This window comes from Pseudomonas sp. PS01297, from assembly GCF_029959305.1.
GTDB lineage: Bacteria > Pseudomonadota > Gammaproteobacteria > Pseudomonadales > Pseudomonadaceae > Aquipseudomonas > Aquipseudomonas helleri.
Map to the genome: position 1 here is coordinate 1 of NZ_JASCPQ010000086.1, position 23,221 is coordinate 23,221.

General features: G+C 59.2%; 22 protein-coding genes and 1 pseudogene. 9 read left to right on the forward strand and 14 right to left on the reverse strand.

Translation table 11 applies throughout. The features are described from left to right. Nucleotides 1–69: 69 nt before the first annotated feature. Complete coding sequence (gene ubiA / locus QMX84_RS20895; RefSeq protein WP_048372510.1) at nt 70–960, reverse strand: 4-hydroxybenzoate octaprenyltransferase; 891 nt, start codon at nt 958–960, stop codon at nt 70–72. Further along, nucleotides 960–1,523, reverse strand: coding sequence for a chorismate lyase (locus QMX84_RS20900; protein WP_282364681.1), 564 nt, complete (start codon nt 1,521–1,523; stop codon nt 960–962). Before QMX84_RS20900 ends, ubiA begins: the two co-directional genes overlap by 1 nt. Nucleotides 1,524–1,735: 212 nt before the next feature. On the opposite strand from QMX84_RS20900, the gene QMX84_RS20905 reads away from it, so the two are divergent. The 4 genes from QMX84_RS20905 to QMX84_RS20920 all read left to right on the forward strand — a co-directional run bounded on the left by QMX84_RS20905 (nt 1,736) and on the right by QMX84_RS20920 (nt 4,122). After that, nucleotides 1,736–1,903: a rubredoxin gene (locus QMX84_RS20905; protein ID WP_002555879.1), complete on the forward strand. Its 168-nt coding sequence runs from the start codon at nt 1,736–1,738 to the stop codon at nt 1,901–1,903. A gap of 39 nt (nt 1,904–1,942) precedes the next feature. Next, nucleotides 1,943–3,091 carry an FAD-dependent oxidoreductase gene (locus QMX84_RS20910; RefSeq protein WP_282364682.1) on the forward strand — a complete coding sequence of 383 codons (1,149 nt, stop codon included), beginning with the start codon at nt 1,943–1,945 and terminating at the stop codon, nt 3,089–3,091. A gap of 190 nt (nt 3,092–3,281) precedes the next feature. Further along, entirely contained in the window at nt 3,282–3,557 is a 276-nt protein-coding gene (locus tag QMX84_RS20915) for an HU family DNA-binding protein (RefSeq protein ID WP_048372506.1), read from the forward strand. A 184-nt stretch (nt 3,558–3,741) separates the two neighbouring features. Further along, a complete protein-coding gene (locus tag QMX84_RS20920) occupies nt 3,742–4,122 on the forward strand; it encodes a hypothetical protein (protein ID WP_048372505.1) in 381 nt (126 codons plus the stop codon). A gap of 81 nt (nt 4,123–4,203) precedes the next feature. Here QMX84_RS20920 and QMX84_RS20925 read toward each other — a convergent pair whose 3' ends face one another. The 5 genes from QMX84_RS20925 to QMX84_RS20945 all read right to left on the reverse strand — a co-directional run bounded on the left by QMX84_RS20925 (nt 4,204) and on the right by QMX84_RS20945 (nt 8,612). Then, nucleotides 4,204–5,433 carry a spore maturation protein gene (locus tag QMX84_RS20925; protein WP_262123179.1) on the reverse strand — a complete coding sequence of 410 codons (1,230 nt, stop codon included), beginning with the start codon at nt 5,431–5,433 and terminating at the stop codon, nt 4,204–4,206. A gap of 290 nt (nt 5,434–5,723) precedes the next feature. Beyond that, nucleotides 5,724–7,037 (reverse strand): glutamate/aspartate:proton symporter GltP, encoded by a 1,314-nt coding sequence (gene gltP, locus QMX84_RS20930; RefSeq protein WP_262123181.1) that lies wholly within the window; start codon nt 7,035–7,037, stop codon nt 5,724–5,726. A 561-nt stretch (nt 7,038–7,598) separates the two neighbouring features. Then, the gene (locus QMX84_RS20935) at nt 7,599–8,063 is read right to left on the reverse strand and encodes an inhibitor of vertebrate lysozyme family protein (RefSeq protein WP_153336697.1); all 465 of its coding nucleotides are present in this window, start codon (nt 8,061–8,063) and stop codon (nt 7,599–7,601) included. Nucleotides 8,064–8,065: 2 nt separating this feature from the next. Beyond that, on the reverse strand, nt 8,066–8,230 hold the full coding sequence (locus QMX84_RS20940) for a DUF1328 domain-containing protein (RefSeq protein WP_019828122.1): 165 nt from the start codon (nt 8,228–8,230) through the stop codon (nt 8,066–8,068). Between the two features lie 82 nt (nt 8,231–8,312). Continuing rightward, nucleotides 8,313–8,612: a hypothetical protein gene (locus QMX84_RS20945; RefSeq protein WP_262123186.1), complete on the reverse strand. Its 300-nt coding sequence runs from the start codon at nt 8,610–8,612 to the stop codon at nt 8,313–8,315. Between the two features lie 442 nt (nt 8,613–9,054). Here QMX84_RS20945 and algB point away from each other — a divergent pair, with 442 nt between their 5' ends. Together algB and QMX84_RS20955 are read left to right on the forward strand one after the other, a co-directional pair. Beyond that, complete coding sequence (algB, locus tag QMX84_RS20950) at nt 9,055–10,401, forward strand: sigma-54-dependent response regulator transcription factor AlgB (RefSeq protein ID WP_048387127.1); 1,347 nt, start codon at nt 9,055–9,057, stop codon at nt 10,399–10,401. Nucleotides 10,402–10,411: 10 nt separating this feature from the next. Then, entirely contained in the window at nt 10,412–12,199 is a 1,788-nt protein-coding gene (locus tag QMX84_RS20955; protein ID WP_262123190.1) for a KinB sensor domain-containing domain, read from the forward strand. 118 nt (nt 12,200–12,317) lie between these two features. Here the strand turns inward: QMX84_RS20955 and QMX84_RS20960 are convergent, their stop codons facing one another. From QMX84_RS20960 to QMX84_RS20985, 6 genes and pseudogenes are all read right to left on the reverse strand, one after another. Continuing rightward, entirely contained in the window at nt 12,318–13,094 is a 777-nt protein-coding gene (locus QMX84_RS20960; RefSeq protein ID WP_282364683.1) for an N-acetylmuramoyl-L-alanine amidase, read from the reverse strand. A gap of 87 nt (nt 13,095–13,181) precedes the next feature. Then, nucleotides 13,182–15,146, reverse strand: a complete 1,965-nt coding sequence (locus QMX84_RS20965) for a GGDEF domain-containing protein (RefSeq protein WP_282364684.1) — start codon at nt 15,144–15,146, stop codon at nt 13,182–13,184. After that, the gene (locus tag QMX84_RS20970) at nt 15,143–16,018 is read right to left on the reverse strand and encodes an endonuclease/exonuclease/phosphatase family protein (protein ID WP_282364685.1); all 876 of its coding nucleotides are present in this window, start codon (nt 16,016–16,018) and stop codon (nt 15,143–15,145) included. Before QMX84_RS20970 ends, QMX84_RS20965 begins: the two co-directional genes overlap by 4 nt. A 15-nt stretch (nt 16,019–16,033) precedes the next feature. Next, the gene (locus QMX84_RS20975; RefSeq protein ID WP_048372480.1) at nt 16,034–16,696 is read right to left on the reverse strand and encodes a thiol:disulfide interchange protein DsbA/DsbL; all 663 of its coding nucleotides are present in this window, start codon (nt 16,694–16,696) and stop codon (nt 16,034–16,036) included. Between the two features lie 199 nt (nt 16,697–16,895). Beyond that, entirely contained in the window at nt 16,896–17,516 is a 621-nt protein-coding gene (locus tag QMX84_RS20980) for a c-type cytochrome (RefSeq protein WP_282364686.1), read from the reverse strand. Nucleotides 17,517–17,560: 44 nt separating this feature from the next. Continuing rightward, nucleotides 17,561–17,802, reverse strand: a pseudogene (locus tag QMX84_RS20985) (c-type cytochrome). Nucleotides 17,803–18,009: 207 nt separating this feature from the next. Between QMX84_RS20985 and yihA the strand changes: the two are divergent. After that, the gene (yihA, locus tag QMX84_RS20990; protein ID WP_153334465.1) at nt 18,010–18,654 is read left to right on the forward strand and encodes a ribosome biogenesis GTP-binding protein YihA/YsxC; all 645 of its coding nucleotides are present in this window, start codon (nt 18,010–18,012) and stop codon (nt 18,652–18,654) included. 329 nt (nt 18,655–18,983) lie between these two features. Here yihA and polA read toward each other — a convergent pair whose 3' ends face one another. Next, nucleotides 18,984–21,749 (reverse strand): DNA polymerase I, encoded by a 2,766-nt coding sequence (gene polA / locus QMX84_RS20995; RefSeq protein ID WP_282364687.1) that lies wholly within the window; start codon nt 21,747–21,749, stop codon nt 18,984–18,986. Nucleotides 21,750–21,823: 74 nt separating this feature from the next. Here polA and QMX84_RS21000 point away from each other — a divergent pair, with 74 nt between their 5' ends. Further along, complete coding sequence (locus QMX84_RS21000; protein WP_048372475.1) at nt 21,824–22,114, forward strand: DUF2782 domain-containing protein; 291 nt, start codon at nt 21,824–21,826, stop codon at nt 22,112–22,114. A gap of 55 nt (nt 22,115–22,169) precedes the next feature. Continuing rightward, nucleotides 22,170–23,120: a homoserine kinase gene (locus QMX84_RS21005; protein ID WP_262123203.1), complete on the forward strand. Its 951-nt coding sequence runs from the start codon at nt 22,170–22,172 to the stop codon at nt 23,118–23,120. Nucleotides 23,121–23,221: the final 101 nt, after the last annotated feature.

Here is a 23,221-nt window from a genome sequence, read left to right on the forward strand (position 1 = left end):
CTCGGTTGCTCGCTATCTTTAAAACTATCAAAAGAGCGCGAGAAAGCGCGCTCCTACAGGAGGTTTGGGTTAGTTCAGTGCGTAATTCAGCACGATACCCACGAAGATCGCCAATCCGGCCCAGTGGTTGTGCAGGAACGCCTGGAAGCAACGCTGGGGTTCGCGGTTGCGGGTGTACCAGAATTCCCACAGGTAGCAGCCCGCAGCCACCAGCAGGCCGAGGTGGAACCAGCCGCCGAGGTCGAATTGCACGCCAGCCAGCAGCAGGCAGCCCAACGACAGGCCTTGCAGACCGAGGATGATCACGCGGTCGGCATCGCCAAACAGGATGGCGGTGGATTTAACGCCGATTTTCAGGTCGTCGTCGCGGTCGGTCATCGCGTAGTAGGTGTCGTAGGCCACGGTCCACAGCAGGTTGGCGATGTACAGCAACCACGCCGCCGCTGGCAGGCTGTCGGTCTGGGCGGTGAAGGCCATGGGCATGCCCCACGAGAACGCCGCGCCCAGTACCACTTGCGGGTAGTAGGTGTAGCGCTTCATGAACGGGTAGCTCGCCGCCAGGGCCAGGCCGCCGAATGACAACCATACGGTGGTGGCGTTGGTGCACAGCACCAGCAGGAAGCTGATACCCATGAGCAGCGCAAAAAACACCAAGGCTTCTTTGCTGCTGATTTTTCCGCTGACCAGCGGCCGTTGTTCGGTACGTTTGACGTGGCCATCGACCTTGCGGTCGGCAAAGTCGTTGATCACGCAACCGCCCGCCCGGGTCAGGATCACGCCGAACACAAAAATCAGCAGAATACCCAGCGAAGGCACGCCCTTGGCGGCAATCCACAAGGCCCACAGGGTCGGCCACAACAGCAGGTAAATGCCGATGGGCTTGTCCATGCGGGTCAGTTGGATAAAGTCCCAAGCGCGCGGGTTCAAGCGATTAAGTGATTTGAGCAGGCTCACGTACATCAGTTGTTCTCCGGCCGGGCACTCAGGGCGGCCCACAGGTTAGGTAAGAAGACTTCGGCCACCAGCACGCTCAACGGGCCCCGCGAGAAACGCGAGCGCCTCGCCCACAGGCCGTCTGCCTGATCAGCCACGGGCAAGCCGCCGCGCGGGTATTGGCACACCTGCATCGGCCCGCGCTCAAAGGCGTTATCGCTAAACAGCAAGCCGCCCAATGAGCGCGCCCCCAGCGCTTCCATGTCGAAGCCACCTATTTGCAGGACGCTTTTTGCGGCGACGCTGCGGGCAAATACCCACGGTTGCTGATGGCCTAGTAAATACACTTCGCGCACCCAGCCCTGGCTGTTTTCAGGCAAGTCGAGGGCGGTGCATTCGTCGGCACGCAGGGTCTGCCAGCCTTCGAAAAGCGGCAGCACGCTGAAGGAGCCGTCTGAAAGTACGGTAAGACGTTGAGTCAGGGAGCCTTGATCGAACAACCAGTCGAGGGTCTGTACGTCAGGCGGTGCAGGAAGTTCGCTTTGCTCAAGCCAGACAGGCGAGACCAGCGTAGAAGTTATGTGCGGCACAGTGGGTCATAATTGGCAGCCATTGAGGCGGGCGAGCTTATCACGCTGATCCTTGCTTGAGCGCCAGAGTGCCATCAGGCAGTCGTCGGGCAGTCGTCGGGCTTGCATCTGTCGGTGTTGATCAGTACAAACGGCCTGAATTTTGCGAGTAACACAACCGATTGATAAGAGTCTGTGCCCTCGCCCACGCCTGAGCGAAAGGAAATACCCCTATGAAAAAGTGGCAATGCATTGTTTGTGGACTGATTTACAACGAAGCCGATGGCTGGCCGGATGACGGTATTGCGCCCGGTACGCTGTGGCAGGACGTCCCTGAAGACTGGCTGTGCCCGGACTGCGGTGTTGGCAAAATGGATTTCGAAATGATCGAAATCGGCTGATCCGCCCTGTTTTTGAATTGATTGACTCTGGAGATTGGAATGAGCGCACCTGTTGTGATCGTTGGCACTGGGCTGGCTGGCTATAACCTGGCCCGGGAGTTTCGCAAGCTGGACAGCGAAACACCGCTGCTGTTGATCACGTCCGATGACGGGCGTTCCTACTCCAAGCCGATGCTGTCCACCGGCTTTGGCAAAAACAAAGAAGCCGATGGCTTGAGCATGGCCTTGCCCGGCGCCATGGCCGAGCAGCTCAAGGCGCAGGTGCGCACCCACACCCGCGTCAGCGGGATTGATCCGGGCCATAAGCAACTGTGGATCGGTGAAGAAGCCGTGCCCTACCGCGATCTGATTTTGGCCTGGGGCGCGCAATCGGTGCAGGTGCCGGTCGAAGGCGATGCTCAGGATGCGATCTTCTCGATCAATGACCTGGAAGACTACGCCCGCTTTCGTGCAGCGGCCGCGGGCAAGCGCCGTGTGCTGATTCTGGGTGTCGGCCTGATCGGTTGCGAGTTCGCCAACGACTTGATCGCGGGGGGCTATGAGGTCGACCTGGTGGCGCCGTGCGAGCAAGTGATGCCGACGCTGCTGCACCCTGCGGCTGCGGCCGCCGTGCAATCGGGCTTGGAAAGCCTGGGCGTGCGTTTTCATCTCGGGCCGGTGCTCACGCGTTTGCAGCGCACCGAAGATGGCCTTGAGGCGCACTTGTCGGACGCCAGCGTGATCGCCTGTGATGTGGTGGTGTCAGCCATTGGTTTGCGCCCGCGCACCGATCTGGCGGCCGCTGCCGGCCTGCGGATCAACCGCGGTATCGAAGTGGACCGTCAGCTTAAAACCTCCCACGCCAACATCTACGCGCTGGGCGACTGCGCGCAGGTCGACGGTTTGAGCCTGCTCTACGTGATGCCGCTGATGAGCTGCGCACGGGCGCTGGCGCAGACCCTGGCGGGCAACCCGACAGCGGTCAGCTACGGGGCCATGCCGATTACAGTCAAAACCCCGGTGTGCCCGTTGGTGGTGTCACCTGTGCCGCTTGGTTGCGAAGGTGTGTGGACGGTGGAAGGTCAGGGTGCCGACATCAAAGCGCTGTGCCGCGATGCAGACGGCAAGCTGCTCGGCTATGCCCTCACCGGCGAGGCGGTTCGCGAGAAACTGGCGCTGAACAAAGAGTTGCCTGCGCTGTTGGCGTAAACACTCTACCTTTTGTCGTAAATGTCATTGCCTTGCCTCAACAAAGCGCCTGCTGAGGGTGGCGCGTGTCTTGGTCGCGTGCCATTCTCACACCGGTCTGCCGCAGAGTAGAGCCTGCGGCGCCTTGGATGCTGCTCCATAGAAGAGCAGCACGGACATAACAACAAAAAACCGTCAAAGAGGCTTCATCATGCGTAAACCAGAACTCGCCGCCGCTATCGCTGAAAAGGCTGACCTCACTAAAGAGCAAGCCAGCCGCGTACTCAATGCAGTGCTCGAAGAAATCACCAACGCCCTGCACCGCAAAGACAGCGTCACGCTGGTCGGTTTCGGTACGTTTATCCAGCGCCATCGCGGTGCACGGACCGGGCAGAACCCGCAGACCGGTCAGCCAGTGACCATCAAAGCCAGCAACACCGTGGCCTTCAAGCCTGGCAAATTCCTTAAAGACAGCGTCAACCCTTAAGCGGGGCTGGTTTTTAGAGGAACGGGCAAGCTGGCTTGCCCGTTCTTGAGAGTAAATTGGCCGATCATGCGGCCATAAGTGGCAAAAACCCGTCTATCTGCGCCTAATTATTTGGATATGTGGCGTTCTTCGCTCAAATCGTTAAACTGCGCCGGCTCTTTATTTATTCCCCGAGGCCGCGTACATGAAATTTCGTTTTCTGCTCTGGATGCTGGGCTTTCTGATGGGCAAAGCCAGCCGTAAAAACCCTGCTTTTCAACAGCAACTGGTTGATAAAGACATGGTGTTCCAGCTGCAAACCCTCGATGGCAAAGTCGCCCGTCACTTCAAAGTCAAAAACCAGCGTATTACCAGCCACTCGGGCTTATACCCGGACCCGGTGTTTGCCATCGCCTTTAAAGATGCCGCTTACGGCTTTGCCACGATGCAAGCCAAGAACAAGCAACTGGCGTTTATGACCGGGATCCAGGACAAGTCGATTCAGATCAAGGGTAATCCGGCGCAGGTCATCTGGTTTCAGGGCCTGACCAAGTACCTCAAGCCGCGTAAAAAGCCGAAGGCTTGATCCCCAACCCGTAGGAGCGAGCTTGCCTCGCGATCTTCTTTAAAATCAAAAGATCGCGAGGCAAGCTCGCTCCTACGCGGTTTAGCCAAAGAACCAGTAGCACACCGCAATCGCTGCCACCACGCCTGCGAACTCCGCCAACAAGGCGCAGCTCACGGCGTGGCGCGCGCGCTGGATGCCGACCGCACCGAAGTACACCGCCAGCACATAGAAGGTGGTTTCCGTGCTGCCCTGTACGGTCGCGGCCACCAGGGCCGGGAAGCTGTCGACGCCTTTGGTCTGCATGGTCTCAATCAGCAACGCCCGCGCCGCGCTGCCTGAAAACGGTTTGACCATCGCCGTGGGCAGCGCATCGACAAAGCGCGTGTCCCAGCCCAGCCATTCGACCAGATGGCGAATGCCGTCCAGGCCAAAGTCCAGCGCGCCCGAGGCCCGTAATACGCCCACTGCACAGAGCATCGCTACCAGGTACGGCAGCAGGTTCTTGGCTACATCGAAGCCTTCTTTGGCGCCTTCGACAAACGCCTCGTAAACCTTGACCTTGCGCAGCGCACCGATCACCAGAAACAGCATGATCAGCCCGAAGAGCGTCAAGTTGCCGAGGATCGAGGACAAGCTCGCCAGCGCCGCCGCTGACAGGCTCGCCAGCAGCGCCATAAAGCCCGCCAGAATCAGTGCGCCGGGTATCAGGTACGCCAGCACCACCGGGTCCCACAGGCGCAGGCGCTGCACGATGGCCACCGAGAAGAGGCCCACCAGGGTCGAGGCGCTGGTGGCCAGCAGGATCGGCAGGAACACCAGCGTGGGGTCCGGCGCGCCTTGCTGGGCACGGTACATAAAGATCGTGACGGGCAGCAGGGTCAGCGACGAGGCGTTGAGCACCAAGAACAGGATTTGCGCATTGCTGGCGCTGGTCGGGCTGGGGTTCAGCTCTTGCAGCGCGCGCATGGCCTTGAGGCCGATTGGCGTGGCGGCATTGTCCAGGCCCAGGCCGTTGGCAGCGAAGTTCAGGGTGATAAAGCCCAGGGCCGGGTGGCCGGGCGGCACTTCCGGCATGAGGCGCTTGAACAGCGGCCCAAGCGCCCTGCCCAGCCAGTCGACGATGCCGGCCTTTTCGGCAATCCGCAGAAACCCCAGCCACAGTGTGAGCGTGCCAAACAGCAGCACCATCACCTCAACCGACAGCTTGGCCATGGCAAAGATGCTTTCAACGATGGCCGCAAAGACCCCGGCATTTCCCCCGACCAGCCATTGGGCAAACGCCGACACCGTGGCGACAAGGAAAAAGCTGAGCCATAGGCCGTTAAGCATCGGGAAACTCCTAATAAGTGCGGCAGATGATACCGGCCAGACCTCAGAAACGACAAACGTCGGGAGATTGGCAAAATGGCGGTCAACGCAGAACTCGCAAAACGTGTAGCCGCTGACAAGGAACGAAGGCTGCGATGCGGGCCGCAGAACCGCCGTTTGGGGTCACTGCGCAACCCATCGCAGCCTTCGTACCTCGGCAGCGGCTACAGGAGAGGAAAAGTCGTGATGCCTAAAACAACAAACCCCGGAAAAGTCCGGGGTTTGGGGAGTGAAGCGCCAGGCGAAGGTGATTAACCTTTGGCGACTTCCTTGCTGCGCCAGTGCGGCAGCGAGTTCCAGTAACGCTCGCCTTTGGCGGCGTCGTACATGCCTTCCCAGCGCGAGATGACCAGTACGGCCAAGGCGTTACCGATGACGTTGAGGGCGGTACGCGCCATGTCCATCACACGGTCTACACCGGCGATGAAGGCCAGGCCTTCCAGCGGGATGCCCACGCTGCCCAAGGTGGCCAGCAGTACCACGAAGGACACGCCCGGTACGCCGGCGATGCCTTTGGAGGTGACCATCAGGGTCAGCACCAGCAGCAGTTGCTGGCTGATCGACAGGTCGATGCCGTACAGCTGGGCAATAAAGATGGCCGCGATGCTTTGGTACAGGGTTGAACCGTCAAGGTTGAACGAGTAGCCGGTCGGTACCACGAAGCTGCAAATCGCTTTCGGGCAACCGTAGGCTTCCATCTTCTCGATCACGCGTGGCAACACGGTTTCGGAGCTGGCGGTGGAGTAAGCCAGGACCAGCTCATCCTTGAAGATGCGCATCAACTTGATCACTGAGAAGCCGAACAGCTTGGCGATCAGGCCCAGTACCGCGAAGGCGAAGAAGAGGATGGCCGCGTACACCAGCACCACCAGCTTGGCCAATGGCACCAGCGAGGCGAAGCCGAAGTTGGCGACGGTCACGGCGATCAGCGCAAACACACCGATTGGCGCGTAGTTCATGATCATGTGAGTGACTTTGAACATCGACTCGGACACGCCCTGGAAGGTTTTCACCAGCGGGTCGCGCAGCTCGGCGTTCAGGCTCGACAAGCCAAGACCGAACAGTACCGAGAAGAAGATGATCGGCAGCATCTCACCGCGAGCCATGGCTGCGAAGATGTTGGACGGGATCAGGTTGAGAATGGTCTCGATGAACGCGTGTTCATGCTGCACCTCAGCGGCAGTGGCCTGATATTTGGAAATATCCACCGTGCCCAGCGTGCTCATGTCGATCCCGGCGCCCGGGTGGAACACGTTGGCCAGCACCAGGCCGACCAGGATCGCGATGGTGGTGACCACTTCGAAGTAAATAATTGTTTTTAGACCGATGCGACCGAGTTTCTTCGCATCCCCCACGCCTGCAATCCCGACAACCAGTGAAGAAATCACGATTGGGATTACGATCATCTTGATCAGACGGATAAAGATATCGCCTGCAGGTTGCAGGACGTTACTGATCCACCAGGCCTTTTCAGCACTGAAATGGTTGAGCAGTGCGCCGATTGCAATCCCGAGGACCAGACCGATTAGGATCTGCCAGGCGAGGCTAAGTTTTGCCTTCTTCATGTCATTACCCTTACTTCAAGTGGACTCGGGTACAGGCTCGGACTAGAGCGCTCAAGAGCGCAAAAAAGTCCAACCTGTACCCCCGTAGAAGGTCGCCCAAATCGAGCCGGACTGGCTCTTTGGCAGGCGAAAAAAGGCGCAACTATTCCCATGCACGGCGTTACCGTCTAATGCCGTAAACGCCTACCCTATGCCGAATCGGCATGGGTTTTGTCCGACAAGACCTCAAAAATCAGGAGGGTTGCACTGACAGAATAGATGACATAACCGCCGTAAACCGGCTGTTTCAAGGCCTTTTTGGCATTAAAGAAGGCTCACAGACAGCGCTAGCATTTCGGAAATATCCCACAACACAAATCGAAAAATGAGTAGCCATCAATTTGCCAATAGTCGATATACGGTCGACGTTTTAAAGGGTAGTTCAAGCCACATCTTTTTCAGAAAAAATGAACTGGGATAAGCAATTACCGACGAAAGGCAGTGTCTGGCAGACGCAAAAAAACCAAGGCAAAACCTTGGTTTTTGGCACTCGAAAAACAGTGGTGTCGCCCTGCCCGGCATCTAATACCAGTTAGGGTCTTTCTTTAACTGCTCTTTAAGCAGCGCCTGGATCTCAGGATCAGGCTTGCCCAAGTATCGGAAATCGGCATGACGTGCAGGCGATTTGTCAGTAGGCAACCCCGCCGGTACTTCAACCAGCAGCGCGTAGGCGTGCTTTTTGTCGAAGCTCACCGCCACTATCAGCCGTTGGGTGGAACACGATTGCTCGTTTTCGCACAAAGGGCCGACTAAATACGGGTCACCGTCTTGCGTCACCGCGTTCATTTGTTCGGCACTGCCAGAGAGATTCATGACCCACTCAGGCAAGCGCTCCTCTTTTTTAACCACTTTTTGCCACGCCTGACGGTAGTCCGGGTCGCTCAACAGTTGGTTGGCGCGGGACTGGCCATCATTGGCGGCAAGGGTCATGGCGCTGCTGCCCATCAACAGGGCAGCCGCCATTGCCTTAAGGGATCGAGCGTACATCGTCAGCCTCGACCACGACGACCAAAGATGAAGGACACAACGAACATCACCAGGAATACGACAAAGAGGATTTTGGCGATACCGGTAGCCGTGCCCGCGATGCCACCGAAGCCCAAAACTGCTGCGATGATGGCGATAATCAGGAAGGTAATTGCCCAGCTCAACATGGTGAATCTCCTTATTTCTGTGCGAAAGGGTGATGCCGTTTTGCAACTCAAGGCCCGGTCAGGGTCTTAAGCGTGTGAACACTTAAAACACCCAACGTTCCGGAACGGATTGAGTGTTGGCGGTTTGCGTGTCTTCAGAAGCTGCCAGGTCATAGCGGCCCATCGGGGTGCTAGAACCCAGCGCCGTGGAGCGAATGGCGCTGAAGTGAGTCTGTTGAGCAGCGATGGCGTGGGCTGGCACCGATTGCGCTGGGGCGGGCTGCTGCCAATGTGCCCATTGCTGGCCGCCGATGAGCGTCATGACCAGCGCCAAGCTGGTGAAAAGGCCCTGCTGCAGGTGCTGTGAAGTCATACCCAGACTGGCGAAACCTTGACGATTCATGCTCAAACTCCTGCCACTCGCTGTTGTTATGAGGGTGTCGCCGCTGCGCTCATGGGGCAGTGACGGCTATGCGAGAGATATTGCAGGCTGCATGCCAGTTTTTTTGAAAGTAATAATTCTATATAAATCAGTGGCTTACAGATTTTTGAAGAGGGTCGACGCGAGCAACCTGCACGATGAGCTCTGATGGCACCGTGCGTTCTGCACGATCAGCGCCAGCGCGCTACAGTGCTGCCCGCTGAATGCGGCTCCAGCAGGCCACCGGAGAATTTATCGGACTCGACAATGCCGCCGTCCGCAGCGCTAAAATCTTTAAAATCAGAGCGTTACAGGAGGTGTCCAACGCCCTTCCCTGTTAGCCTCTGAATCATTCCTGAAAAATCATGCAACTTGCCCGATTATTCCGACACTAACCAAGATCACTCATAAAGGAACGCCGGATATGGAATCATCCAAAGAGCAACAGGGCCGCATTCTGCTGGTCGATGATGAATCCGCTATCTTGCGCACGTTCCGCTATTGCCTTGAAGACGAGGGGTACACCGTCGCCACGGCCAATAGCGCGGCCCAAGCCGACGCCCTGCTGCAACGTCAGGTGTTTGACCTGTGTTTTCTGGACCTGCGCCTGGGCGAGGACAACGGCCTGGATGTGCTTGCCCAGATGCGTATTCAAGCGCCGTGGATGCGGGTTGTCATTGTGACCGCGCACTCCGCTGTCGACACCGCCGTGGATGCGATTCAGGCCGGTGCGGCTGACTATCTGGTCAAGCCGTGCAGCCCTGACCAACTGCGCCTGGCCACCGCCAAGCAACTGGAAGTACGCCAACTGTCTGCCCGCCTCGAAGCGCTTGAAGGTGAAGTGCGCAAGCCCAAAGACGGGCTCGACTCGCACAGCCCGGCCATGATGGCCGTGCTGGAAACGGCCCGGCAGGTCGCCGGCACCGACGCCAACATCCTTATTCTCGGCGAGTCCGGCACGGGTAAAGGCGAGTTGTCGCAAGCGATTCATGGCTGGAGCAAGCGCGCCAAAAAGTCCTGTGTGACCATTAACTGCCCGTCGCTGACGGCAGAATTGATGGAAAGCGAGTTATTCGGCCACACCCGTGGCGCCTTTACCGGGGCCAGCGAAAGCACCTTGGGGCGGGTCAGCCAGGCGGACGGCGGCACGTTGTTCCTGGACGAAATCGGTGACTTCCCGCTGACCTTGCAGCCTAAATTGCTGCGTTTTATTCAGGACAAGGTCTACGAGCGTGTCGGTGACCCTGTAACGCGCCGCGCCGATGTGCGCATCCTCGCCGCGACCAACCTCAACCTTGAAGACATGGTGCGTGACGGGCGCTTCCGTGAAGACTTGCTCTACCGCCTGAACGTCATCACCTTGCACTTGCCGCCCCTGCGCGAGCGTAGTGAAGACATCCTGACCCTGGCGGACCGTTTTTTGGCCCGCTTTGTTAAAGAATACGCCCGCCCTGCCCGCGGCTTCAGCCCGGAGGCACGTCAGGCGCTGTCTAATTACCGCTGGCCGGGTAATATTCGCGAACTGCGTAACGTGGTGGAACGGGCCAGCATTATTTGCCCGCAAGAAGTGGTCGAAGTCAGCCACTTGGGCATGGCCGAACAAACTGCGCCAAATACGCCGCGTATTGGCGCAGCCTTGAGTCTCGATCAGTTGGAAAAAGCGCATATCGGTGCGGTGCTGGCGACCAGTGACACCCTGGACCAAGCGGCAAAAACCCTGGGGATTGACGCCTCGACGCTCTATCGCAAGCGTAAGCAATACAACCTGTGAGCCATATCTGATGAAACTTGCGATCAAGCTGCGGACCCGGTTGTTCCTGAGCATTTCGGCATTGATAACGGTGGCGCTGCTTGGCTTGTTGCTGGGCGTGGTCAGCGTGATGCAAATGGCCAAATCTCAGGAAGCGCTGATCCGCAACAACTTCATCACCCTTGATCTGGGCCTCAAGCTGCGTCAGACCCTGGGTGACCAGTTGATCTTGATGCTGCGCAACCACCCCGATCCCAAGGCGCTGGAAACGTCGGCGAACCAGTATCTGGCCCTGCTCGATGAAGGGATGGAGCATGAGCGCGAACACAAACTGGACAACGGTTTTGCCCAGGCCCGCGAGGACTACGAGCTTTTTCTGGAAGCCTTTAAAGAAGCCCACGCCAACGCGCTGGATATCGGCAGTGACCAGGAACTCTCCGACCGCTTCAACTCGTTGCGCAATGGTCTGATCGAAGAGCACCGCAAGGCGCTCGATAACATCTACACCGCGCAATCGGCTGCCCGTGATCGCGCCATCATCATTGCCGCCTTGCTGGGGCTGGTCGGGCTGGCGGTGCTGATAATCGGCTTTGTGACCGCCCATGGCATTGCCCGCCGCTTTGGCGCGCCCATCGAAGCATTGGCCAAGGCTGCCGACAACATCGGCAAAGGCAATTTTGACCTGGTGCTGCCGCTGTCTTCGGCGGCAGAGATGAACCTGCTGACCCGTCGTTTCGGGACCATGGCCGAGGCGCTGCGCCAGCATCAGGCAACCAATGTCGATGAGCTGCTGGCGGGCCAGCAACGGCTACAGGCGGTGCTCGACAGCATCGATGACGGCCTGCTGATGATTGACCAGCAAGGCCGCCTTGAGCATTTGAACCCGGTGGCTCAGCGCCAATTGGGATGGGACAAGGCCCGCCTGGGCCAGCCGTTGGGCGAGGCATTGGGCCGCCCGGAACTCGACCAGCAACTGTTGACGGTCTTGCGCGGCGGCAGCCTCGAGCGCGCGCCTGAAGACTTGAGCGTCGACATCGAAGGCGAAACACGCCTGCTGACGTACAGCCTGACGCCGGTCAGCCAGCCCAAGGGGCCGATCCTTGGGGCGGTGATGGTGCTGCACGATGTGACCGAGCAACGGGCCTTTGAGCGCGTGCGCAGTGAGTTCGTGCTGCGCGCCTCCCATGAGCTGCGCACCCCGGTCACGGGCATGCACATGGCGTTTGGCTTGTTTCTGGAGCGCGCACGCTTTGACCCGCAGTCCCGTGAAACCGACTTGCTCAACACGGTGAACGAAGAGATGCAGCGGCTGATGCAGTTGATCAACGACCTGCTGAATTTCTCGCGCTACCAGAACGGCCTGCAAAAGCTCACGTTGGCCCCGTGCAACCTTGAGCAGATGCTTAACGAGGCCCGCGCACGGTTTGCCGATCGGGCGACGGCCAAGAACATCGAGCTATTGATTGATCTGCAGCCGGAACTGCCGGTGCTCAATGCTGATCAGGCGCAGCTGGAGCGCGTGCTGGATAACCTGCTGGACAACGCCTTGCGCCATACCGCCAGTGGCGGGCAAATCCGCCTGCAAGCGCGGCGTCACGGGGAGCGGGTCATCATGAGCATTGAAGACAGTGGCGAGGGCATTGCCTACGGCCAGCAAGGCCGTATCTTTGAACCCTTCGTACAAGTGGGCCGGAAAAAGGGCGGCGCGGGCTTGGGCCTGGCGTTGTGCAAAGAGATTGTGCAACTGCACGGCGGGCGAATTGGCGTGTACTCACGGCCGGGGCAAGGCACGCAGTTCTACATGGCGCTGCCGCTGTAAGGGCTGGTAGTCGCTGCCGCAGGCTGCGATGGGTTGCGCAGCGACCCTGCCCGAAGGACCTTCGGCCCTTATCGCAGCCTTCGGCAGCGGCTACAGGAACTGCGCAGCTTCAATAGCTCTACCGCTGCGTATTCAGCACGTTCAATATCGCCGCGCTTTCTGCATCAGGGGTGCCGTCGAAACGCGAAGGCCTGAAGTGCATCTGGAACGCCGCCAACACGTGGCGCGTGGCAACGTCCAGTTCGCCGGTTTGCGGCGTCTCATAACCCAACAACGCTAATTGCTGCTGAAACCAGGTGATGCTGGGCATCGCGTTGGCATAGCGGGCCTGTTCGCGGGCCACGGCCTGGGCGTTTGGCCAGATCCCGAAACCGGCCTCGGCCAGGCGTTTCCAGGGGAACATCGGGCCCGGATCGAGCTTGCGCAACGGCGCAATGTCGCTGTGGCCGATGATGTTGTGCGGGTCGATCTTGTAGCGCGTCGAGATGTCTTTGAGCAGCGCGATCACCGACTGGATCTGGCCTTCGGTGTAGGGATACCAGACGCGACCGGTCGGGGTGTCGTGGTAGCCCGGGTTGACGATTTCGATGCCAATCGAGCTTGAATTGAGCCAGGTGCGGCCTCGCCATTGGCTTTCACCGGCGTGCCAGGAACGCTGGCTTTCATCGACCAGCTTGTAGATGGTCGGGGGCGTGTCGCCGATCAGGTAGTGGCTGCTCACCGGCCCGCTGGTCAGCAACTGCAATGAGCGCTCAAGCGAGGTGGAGGTGTAGTGAAGCACGATGAACTGCACACGGCTGTCGTGGTTGGCCGAGGGGTGACTGGTGTCCATGCGCGGACCGCTGGCGCACCCGGTCAGCAGAACAAAAGAGACGATCAACGATAAAAATTTCATGGCAAAAAAGGTATCTGAGCAATTAATTGGCCAGCATACATGACTGGTCCCGGAACGTATCTGAACGCTGCCTGCGTGGGCAGGGCGTCAAGCTGAAGCCTGGCTGAACTCTATCGCGTTGCGGCCCTTGTGCTTGGCCCGGTACAAGGCCTCGTCAGCGCGTTTAAGCACCTGTTCGCTGCGCTCGCCCAAGGCGAAGGGCGCGACCCCGATGGACGCCGTGAGCGTGACCGGCTCGCCCTTGAAGTGGAACGGGCAGGCCTCAATCGCTGCGCGCAGCGTTTCGAGCAACTGCAGGCCCGCAGGCAGCGGTGTGTTGGGGATGAGCAGGACGAATTCTTCGCCGCCAAAGCGCGCCACGAAATCGCCGGGGCGCAGATGTTTGGTCAATTGCGCGGCGATGATCTTGAGCACTTTGTCGCCGGCCAGATGGCCATAGCCATCGTTGATGCGCTTGAAGTGGTCAAGGTCGAGCATGGCGATCAACAGCGGGTTGCCGTGGGTTTGCCATTGCACAACTTCATGGGCCAGCCGTTCGCTCCAGGCCGCCCGGTTAGGCAGCCCGGTCAGCGGGTCGATCAAGGCTTTGAGGCGCTGTTCTTCAAGGTGTTCACGGTAACCCTGAGCTTGCTGCTCCATGAAGGCCACGCGTTCGGACAGGCCTTGCAGGTGGGCGCACAGCTCTTGTTCACGGGCATCCCGTTGCTGTCGGTGATGGTCCATCGTGCCCAGCAAGCCTTCGAGCCGATTTTCGAGGAGGTGCTTGAGGCTGTTCAGGTCGACGGCGTCTTGCACGCTGCTTTGCAGGCTGTCGACGTGCTCACGTATCTGGTTGTCCAGTTGCTCAGCCTCGGAGCGCCCCAGGGCGTGCCCGGCACTGGCCGTTTGCAGGTTGCTTTGAAACGACTCCAGGCGCTCATTGAGCTGCTTGAGGTAGGTTTCAAATTCATGCTGGCCGCTGTCAGTGATAGCCAGCATCAAAACCGCCAGATCATCGAGGATCGGCAGTAATTCATACCAGTTAAGCCCCTTTTCAAGGCGTTTGCGCATGGCCTCGGCCTGGGGCCGATGGTGCTCAGGCAGCGACAGGTCGTTCAACAAGCCGAGCAGGGTGGACTCAATATGCTCCGCTACTGAGCTGTAAGTGGGCTCGGGGCTTTCGGGCAGGGCAAAGGTTGAGTCTGCTGCGGGCTCGGCAGGTTCAGGCGCCTCAACGCCCTCTTCGAGGCGCGCGTTTTCGGCGTCGACGAGCGCTACAACCGATTCAAGGGCGCCGATGACGACCGCTTCATCGACGACCTCAGGCTCCGGGACTGTCGTCTCCGGAACTGGAGGCTCAGAAGGTGGCGGCTCAACGTTGGCTTCAGGCTGGGCGTGTGCGGGTATGGCTTCAGGCAGCTCGGGAGCCGCAGGGGCGGTTGGCCTTGGGGCTGGCGCGCTTGACACTTTTGGCGGAGCGGGCACTGGCACGGGAGCTGGCACGGGAGCGGGTGCCGGGCTTTCGGGCAGATCGGCCTTGTCAGCTTCTTGAGTGCCAAACAGGCGCTGCAACAGGCCCGGCTTGGCCGCTTCAGCGGTGTGCTGCTGTGGCGCCAGCGCGCGGCCCTGCAAGGTGCTCAGTTCACTCAGCAGTAGCGGGATTTCACGCGCCTGGGTGACCCGGTTATCGAGTTGCTTGGCGAACGCTTTTAGCGGTTTGCTGACGTCGCGGGGCAAGGGCAGGGCTTGCAACTGCGTGACCAGCGCGTTGAGCGCGACGCTCATTTGGTCGATGCGGGTTTCGCGGCGTTGCTCGGAGTCGAGCACGGCTTTTTCAAGGCGCGGAAGCAGCGCCGCCAACGGGGCGTCCATGTCATCAGTGCGCACGGCTTCGCGCATTTCTTTCATGCACTGGTCAACAGTGCGGTCGGTGCCTTCGGCCGCCAGCGTGCTGCGCACCAGGCCGCGGCGCAACAGGTCAAGGCGTGCGTTCCAGCGCCGTTCGAGCTTGTCTTGTTGCTCGACGCTCTTCAGGTACTTTTCTTTCCAGCGTGAGGCGTCATCGGCGCTCATGCCAGTGGCTCATGAGGCGGGCTCAGCACTGGCAACAAGTCGCCGCCCACAGAGCCCGGCAGACGGATATCAACCGCCACCGGTAAGTGGTCGGAAATAGGCTGGTCGAGCACTTGCACGCGCTCAAGGGTCAGGCTTGGGCTGAGCAAAATATGATCGAGGCAACGTTGCGGCCGCCAACTGGGGAAGGTGGCCTGCATTTGCGGCGCCAGCAAGCCGAGATCGCGCAGCGGCGAGGTGTCGAGCAGGTCACTGGCGTGTGTGTTCATGTCGCCCATCAGCACTTGGTGCTGGTAGCCGCTAATCAGTTCGCGAACGTACGCCAACTGCCGGGTGCGGGTTTTAGTGCCCAGCGCCAGGTGCATCACGACGACGATCAGCGCATCGTGGCCGTCCCCAAAGCGCACTAAAATGGCGCCACGCCCTGCGGGGCCTGGCAAAGGGTGATCTTCAATGGCAGAGGGGCGCAAACGGCTGAGCACGCCATTGCTGTGCTGCGCCAGGCGACCCAGGTTGCGATTGAGTTGTTGATACCAGTAGGGGAATTCGCCCTGTTGGGCCAGGTACTTGACCTGATTGATGTAGCCGGAGCGATGGCTGCCACCATCGGCTTCCTGCAGCGCGACCAGATCGAAGTCGCTCAACAGGTCGCCTATTTTTTCCAGGTTACCTGCCCGCCCTTTGTGTGGCAGCAGGTGCTGCCAGCTGCGGGTCAGGTAATGGCGGTAACTGTGGGTGCTGTTACCGACCTGGATGTTAAAGCTGAGCAAACGCAAGCGTCGATCATCTGCCAGGCCACTGCCCGGCACATGATCTTCGTTGACCTGCGGTTCGTGCAGGCCAACGATTCGTTCGCTCTTCCAGCGCCGCACGGGAGAGGGCGCCGCTTAGTTTTTGGCCGCTTGTGGCGCCGCTTTCTCAGCTGCACGCTCTTTGGCGATCAGTTGGTCTGCCACGTTCAGGGCTTGTTCCGGGCCGCCTGCGGTGCCGAGGTCGAAGCGGTACTTACCGTTGACGATCAGGGTAGGGACGCCAGAAACCTCGTACTTCTTGGCCAGTTCTTTAGCCTGGGCAATTTTGCCTTTGATGGCGAAAGAGTCGAAGGTTTGCAGGAATTTGTCTTTATCGACGCCTTGAGTGGCCACGAAATCAGCCATGTCGTTTTTGTCGGTCAGACGTTTGCCTTCCTTCTGGATGGCATTGAAGATCGCCGCGTGCACTTTGTTCTCTACGCCCATGGCGTCCAGGGTCAGGAACAGTTGGCCGTGTGCGTCCCATGGGCCGCCAAACATGGCCGGGATACGAACGAAATGTACGTCAGCCGGCAGCTTTGCCGCCCAAGGATTGATGGTCGGCTCAAATGCATAGCAGTGCGGGCAGCCATACCAGAACAGTTCAACCACTTCGATTTTGCCAGGCTCAGCAACCGGAACGGGATTCGCCAACTCAACGTAGGTCTTGCCGGCTTCAAGCGGGACATCGGCCGCTTGAGCAGTCATGCCAAACAGGGAGGCGCTGACGAGAACGGCGCTGAGAATCAGATTACGCATGCTTTACTCCTGGACAAATAAGGTCGCCTGACGTGGCCTGTTTTAAGACAGGTCTGTTCTGGCTTGAGTTCGGTAGTGTAGCGGCAGATAGCAGGAAAAAGGGCAGCCTGGGCTGCCCTGACACGCTTACATTCAAAGATTAAACGACCGTTAACGTCAATAAATGCATTGCGGGTTGGCTGCATCCTGCCTACACAAATCAGTGCAGACCTTGAATGTAGCTGGCCAACGCCTTGATGTCCTTGTTGCTCAGCTTGGCTGCAATAGCGCGCATGATCATCGAATCACCGTCGTTGGTACGATCGCCTTCGCGGAAGTCAGTGAGCTGTTTCTCGATGTAACTGGCGTGTTGGCCGCCCACATGGGGGAAGCCGGCAGGTGCGTTGCCCTGGCCGTCCGGTGCATGGCAGCCGGTGCAGGCGGGCAGGCCTTTTTGCAGGTCACCGCCACGGAACAGTTCTTCTCCGCGAGCAACCAGGGCCGGGTCAGCAGCGCCGACAGAACTTTTTTGGCTGGCGTAGTAGGCGGCGATGTCCGCGAGGTCCTGATCGTTCAGGTTATTCAACTGGCCGGTCATTTCAAGGACCTGGCGTTTGCCGTCCTTGATTTCATGCAGTTGCTTGAGCAGGTAGCGATCGCCTTGCCCGGCCAGTTTGGGGAAGTTGGGGGCCATGCTATTGCCGTCGGGGCCGTGACACGCGCCACAGACAGCGGTTTTTGCCTGACCGGCGGCGGCATCACCCATAAGGGCGGTGCTTGCGGCCTGGGCGATACCACTAACGCCCATGGTCAACAGCAGACTCACGAAAAATTTGTTCATCAGCTAATCCAACTACGGCTAAGGGTTAAGAGTTATGGCCGGGCTTACTCATTCATCCACTGGATGATTGGCTGGTAATCCTCGACACTGCAGTCCGTGCACACACCACGCGGCGGCATCGCCTTTTCACCCTGGGGCACGTGTTGCACCAACGTCTGCTTAACTTACCCTCGGCCTTTACACCCGGTTTCGGTGTTATGAATCGCTGACCTTCATGGCAGGCAATACAAACGCGGTTGTACACGGCTTCCGGATCCTGTGTAGCCTGAACGCTGTCAGGCGGCATCAAAGCACCGGCAGCAGCCAATTCGTTTAAACGATTTTTTCAGGGTTGGGAGCGTGATGCGTTCTAATGCGCACCCTGGCTCTTGTTCTTCGTCCTACGCCGGGACAAAGCACACACAAAATCTGCGGCATTATATACTGGCGCCACTGAAACGGAAACGACACGCACGCCGCGTCCATTCCTGACGCCGCTCACATCGGAAATCCCATGCAACTCAAGAACCCCATTCTCGGTCTGTGCCAACAGGCTACCTTCATGCTCAGCGCTGCCAAGGTTGATCAATGCCCCGATGACGAAGGCTTTGAAGTCGCCTTCGCCGGGCGCTCCAACGCCGGCAAGTCCAGTGCGCTCAACACGTTGACCCACGCCAGCCTGGCGCGTACTTCGAAAACCCCGGGCCGTACGCAGCTGCTGAACTTCTTCAAGCTGGACGAAGACCGTCGCCTGGTCGACTTGCCGGGTTACGGCTACGCGAAAGTGCCCATCCCGTTGAAAATGCACTGGCAGCGTCACCTTGAGGCGTATTTCGGCAGCCGCGAGAGCCTCAAAGGCGTGGTCTTGATGATGGATGTTCGTCATCCAATGACCGATTTCGACCTGTTGATGCTCGACTGGACCGTCTCCAGCGGCATGCCGATGCATATTTTGCTGACCAAAGCCGACAAACTGACGTACGGCGCTGCTAAAAACACGCTGCTCAAAATTCAGTCTGACATCCGCAAGAAGTGGGGCGACAGTGTGACCATCCAGCTGTTCTCCTCGCCAAAGCGCATGGGCCTGGAAGAGGCGTACACCGTGCTGGCTAATTGGCTGGAACTGCCGAACAAAGGCGAAGAAGAAAGCGCCGAGTAAAAATGGCAGGCAAAAAAAACCCCGGACTTCGTATGGGGGAGGGAAGTTCGGGGTTCAAGTACTGGACCGCTAGGGGCGGGGTCCAGAATCTGCCAACACTTAACACAACATTAGGAGCATTGAAGGGCTTCACCAGCCATTCAAATAATCTGAGTTGTGTTAAGCAGGTTTAGTTCCTGTGGCTTAAAAACTAATTTTGATGCCAGGGCAAAGCGCGAACGTTGTAGCCGCTGCCGCAGGCTGCGATAAGGGCCGCAGGCCCTTCGAAAAGCGGGGCCGCTGCGCAGCCCATCGCAGCCTGCGGCAGCGGCTACAGGTTTAGGGCGCTTTTAGTGCGCCTCGTCCCAGTTATCGCCAACCCCCACTTCGACCACCAGCGGAACCGCCAGCGTGGCCGCTTCGCTCATGTGCAGGCGGATTTCGTCGCGCACCTGGTCCACCAGGTCTTCATGTACTTCGAGCACCAGTTCGTCGTGTACCTGCAAGATCACGCGGGCGTCGAGGCCGGAGGCCGTCAGCCAGTTATCCACAGCCACCATGGCTTTCTTGATGATGTCCGCCGCGGTGCCCTGCATCGGGGCGTTGATCGCGGTGCGTTCAGCGCCTTTGCGCAACGCCGGGTTTTTCGCGTTGATCTCGGGCAGGTACAGGCGACGACCAAAAATAGTCTCGACATAACCTTGCTCGGCCGCCTGGGTGCGCGTGCGCTCCATGTACTCCAGCACGCCCGGATAGCGCGCAAAGTAGCGGTCGATATAGGCCTGCGACTGTTTGCGGTCGACACCGATCTGCTTGGCCAGACCAAAGGCGCTCATACCGTAGATCAAACCGAAGTTGATCGCCTTGGCGCTGCGGCGCTGGTCGGTGGTGACATCGCTCAGGTCGACGCCAAACACCTCGGCCGCCGTGGCACTGTGCACGTCCAGGTTGTTGCGGAAGGCGTGCAGTAGCCCTTCGTCCTTGGCCAGGTGGGCCATGATCCGCAGTTCGATCTGCGAATAGTCCGCCGCCAGCAGTTTGTAGCCTTTGGGCGCGACGAACGCCTGACGGATCCGGCGGCCTTCGGCCGTACGAATCGGGATGTTCTGCAGGTTCGGGTCGCTGGACGACAAGCGCCCGGTGGCCGTGACCGCCTGGTGATACGAGGTGTGAATGCGCCCGGTACGTGGGTTGATCTGCTCGGGTAGACGGTCGGTGTACGTGCTTTTCAGCTTGCTCATCGAGCGGTACTGCATCAGCACCTTGGGCAGTGGGAAGTCTTGCTCGGCAAGCTCTGCCAGCACCGCTTCGGCCGTCGAAGGCTGGCCTTTGGCGGTTTTGCTGATGATCGGCAGGCCGAGTTTTTCGTACAGGATCACGCCCAATTGCTTGGGTGAACCGAGGTTGAATTCTTCACCGGCAATCTCGAACGCCTCACGTTCAAGCGCCACCATTTTGTCGCCCAGCTCAACGCTCTGCACGCCCAGCAGCTTGGCGTCCACCAGCGCGCCTTGGCGCTCAATACGGGCCAGAACCGGCACCAGCGGCATTTCAATATCGGTCAGCACGCTGTTCAGGCTCGGGATCGCTTGCAGTTTTTCGTGCAAGACGTGGTGCAGGCGCAGGGTCACGTCAGCATCTTCTGCGGCATACGGCCCGGCCAGCTCCAGCGAGATCTGGTCAAATGTCAGCTGTTTGACGCCTTTGCCGGCAATGTCCTGAAAACTGGTCGTGGTGTGGCCCAGGTATTTCAGCGCCAGGCTGTCCATGTCATGGCGGGTGGCCGTGGAGTCGAGCACGTAGGACTCCAGCATGGTGTCGAAGGCCACGCCTTGCACCGCGATGCCGTTGGCTTGATCACCGCCAATGGCGCAGTTGGCCAGGATGTTGATGTCGAACTTGGCGTGTTGGCCGACCTTGGCCTTGTTCGGGTCTTCGAGCAGCGGCTTGAGCGCGCGCAGCACGGTATCGCGGTCCAGTTGATCCGGCACGCCCATGTAGGAGTGGGTCAACGGGATGTAGGCCGCTTCGCCCGGCTTGACCGCAAACGACACACCCACCAGTTGCGCTTGCTGCGCGTCCAGCCCGGTGGTTTCAGTGTCAAAGGCAATCAGCTGGGCGTCGTTGAGCTTTTTCAGCCACACGTCGAAACGGGCCTGATCGAGGATGGTTTCGTACTGCAGCTCTTCGGTCGGCGCCGCAGGGGCTTCGTGGGTGATTACCTGGCCCGCGCGCTTGGCGTCGCGCTCAACATCGGCGATCCAGCTTTTGAATTCCAGCTCGGTGTACAGCTCGATCAACTTGTCGCAATCGGGCGCTTTGAGGTGCAGGTCGTCGAGGCCGATGTCCAGCGGCACGTCGATCTTGATCGTGGCCAGTTGGTACGACAAAAATGCCATTTCACGGTGTTCTTCGAGCTTTGCGGGCAGGTTTTTTGCGCCGCGAATCGGCAGGGTCGGTACGATGTCCAGGTGCTCGTACAGCTCAACCAAGCCACCGTTGACGCCCACCAGCAAGCCCGAGGCGGTTTTCGGGCCGATGCCCGGAACGCCCGGGATGTTGTCGGACGAATCGCCCATCAACGCCAAGTAGTCGATGATCTGCTCGGGCGAGACGCCGAACTTCTCTTTGACGCCCTCAACGTCCAGCGTGCTGCCGGTCATGGTGTTGACCAGGGTGATGTGGCCATCCACCAGCTGCGCCATGTCTTTATCGCCGGTGGAGATGACCACTGGTCGGTCCGCGGCGGCACTGCTGCGGGCCAGGGTGCCGATCACGTCGTCCGCTTCAACGCCTTCGACGCACAGTAACGGGAAGCCCAGGGCAATCACGCTGGCGTGCAAGGGCTCGATCTGGACCCGCATGTCATCGGGCATGCTCGGGCGATTGGCCTTGTATTCGGCGTACATGTCATCGCGAAATGTCCCGCCCTTGGCATCGAAAACCACGGCAAACGGGCTGTCCGGGTACTGCTTGCGCAGACTCTTCAACATGTTTAGCACGCCCTTTACGGCGCCGGTCGGCAAGCCTTTGGACGTAGTCAGCGGCGGAAGCGCGTGGAAGGCGCGGTACAAATATGAAGAACCGTCCACCAGGACGAGGGGTGCTTGGCTCATGAGCAGGATCAACCTTTTCGGCGAGTCCGGCGCTAGAATGTCCGGACCAATGACGACAAAGGGACAAGGTTATCATGCGCACACTTAATCGCCTGTTGTTGACCGGCTTGTTTGCATTCTCACCGCTGGTAACCTTTGCGGCTGATAGTGCACCTACCGGTGACCCAGAAGTAACCATTCGCACGGAAGGCGATAAAACCATTCAGGAATACCGTCAAAACGGGTTCCTTTATGCCATCAAGGTGACCCCAAAAGGAGCACCGCCGTACTTTTTGGTACGCGCTGATGGTACTGATGCCAACTTCATCCGTTCCGACCAGCCGGATATGCTGATTCCTTCGTGGAAAATCTTCGAATGGAAATAGCGTCTTAACTTTAATTGGCGCCGCCCACGCGGCGCCCGCACTGGCAATTTAAACCATGTCTGTATTCACCCCACTGACTCGCCCGGAGCTGGAGACTTTTCTTGCGCCTTATGATCTCGGCCGTTTGCTCGATTTCCAGGGGATTGCCGCGGGTAGCGAAAACACCAACTATTTCATCAGCCTGGAGCAGGGCGAATTTGTTCTGACCCTGGTTGAGCGTGGCCCGATCAAAGAGATGCCGTTCTTTATCGAGCTTCTGGACGTGCTCCACGACGCTGACCTGCCGGTGCCTTTTGCCCTGCGCACCGTCGAGGGCCAGGCCTTGCGCGAGCTCAAAGGCAAGCCGGCGCTGCTGCAACCGCGCCTGGCCGGCAAGCACATTCGCGAGGCTAACGCGCAACATTGCGCCCAAGTGGGCGAGCTGTTGGGCCATTTGCATGTGGCCACGCGTGACAACGTGCTGGAACGCAAAACCGATCGCGGCCTGGACTGGATGTTGGCGGAAGGGCCCGCATTGATGGCTGATTTGTCGCCAGATGCGGCCGATTTGCTGCAAAAGGCGCTGGCTGAGATTACCGAGCGCAAGGCGCAGATTCTGGCCTTGCCAAGGGCCAACCTGCATGGCGACCTGTTTCGCGATAACGCGATGTTTGAAGGCACGCACCTGACCGGGCTGATCGACTTTTACAACGCCTGCTCGGGGCCAATGCTCTACGACGTGGCGATTGCCCTGAACGACTGGTGTGCTGACGAAGACGGCCAGCTCGACGCCCCGCGTGCCCGTGCACTGCTGGGTGCGTATGCCGCGCTGCGTCCGTTTACGGCCAGCGAAGCCGAGTTGTGGCCGACGATGTTGCGTGTGGCCTGTGTGCGCTTTTGGTTGTCACGTTTGATTGCGGCCCACTCGTTTGCGGGGCAAGACGTGTTGATCCACGACCCGCGTGAGTTCGAACGCCGTTTGGCCTTACGCCAAACCGTGACCGTGCCGCTACCGTTCGCGTTGTAACCAATACCTTGTAGCCGCTGCCGCAGGCTGCGATAAGGGCCGCAGGACCTTCGCTTTCATTCAAAAGCGGGGTCGCTGCGCAACCCATCGCAGCCTGCGGC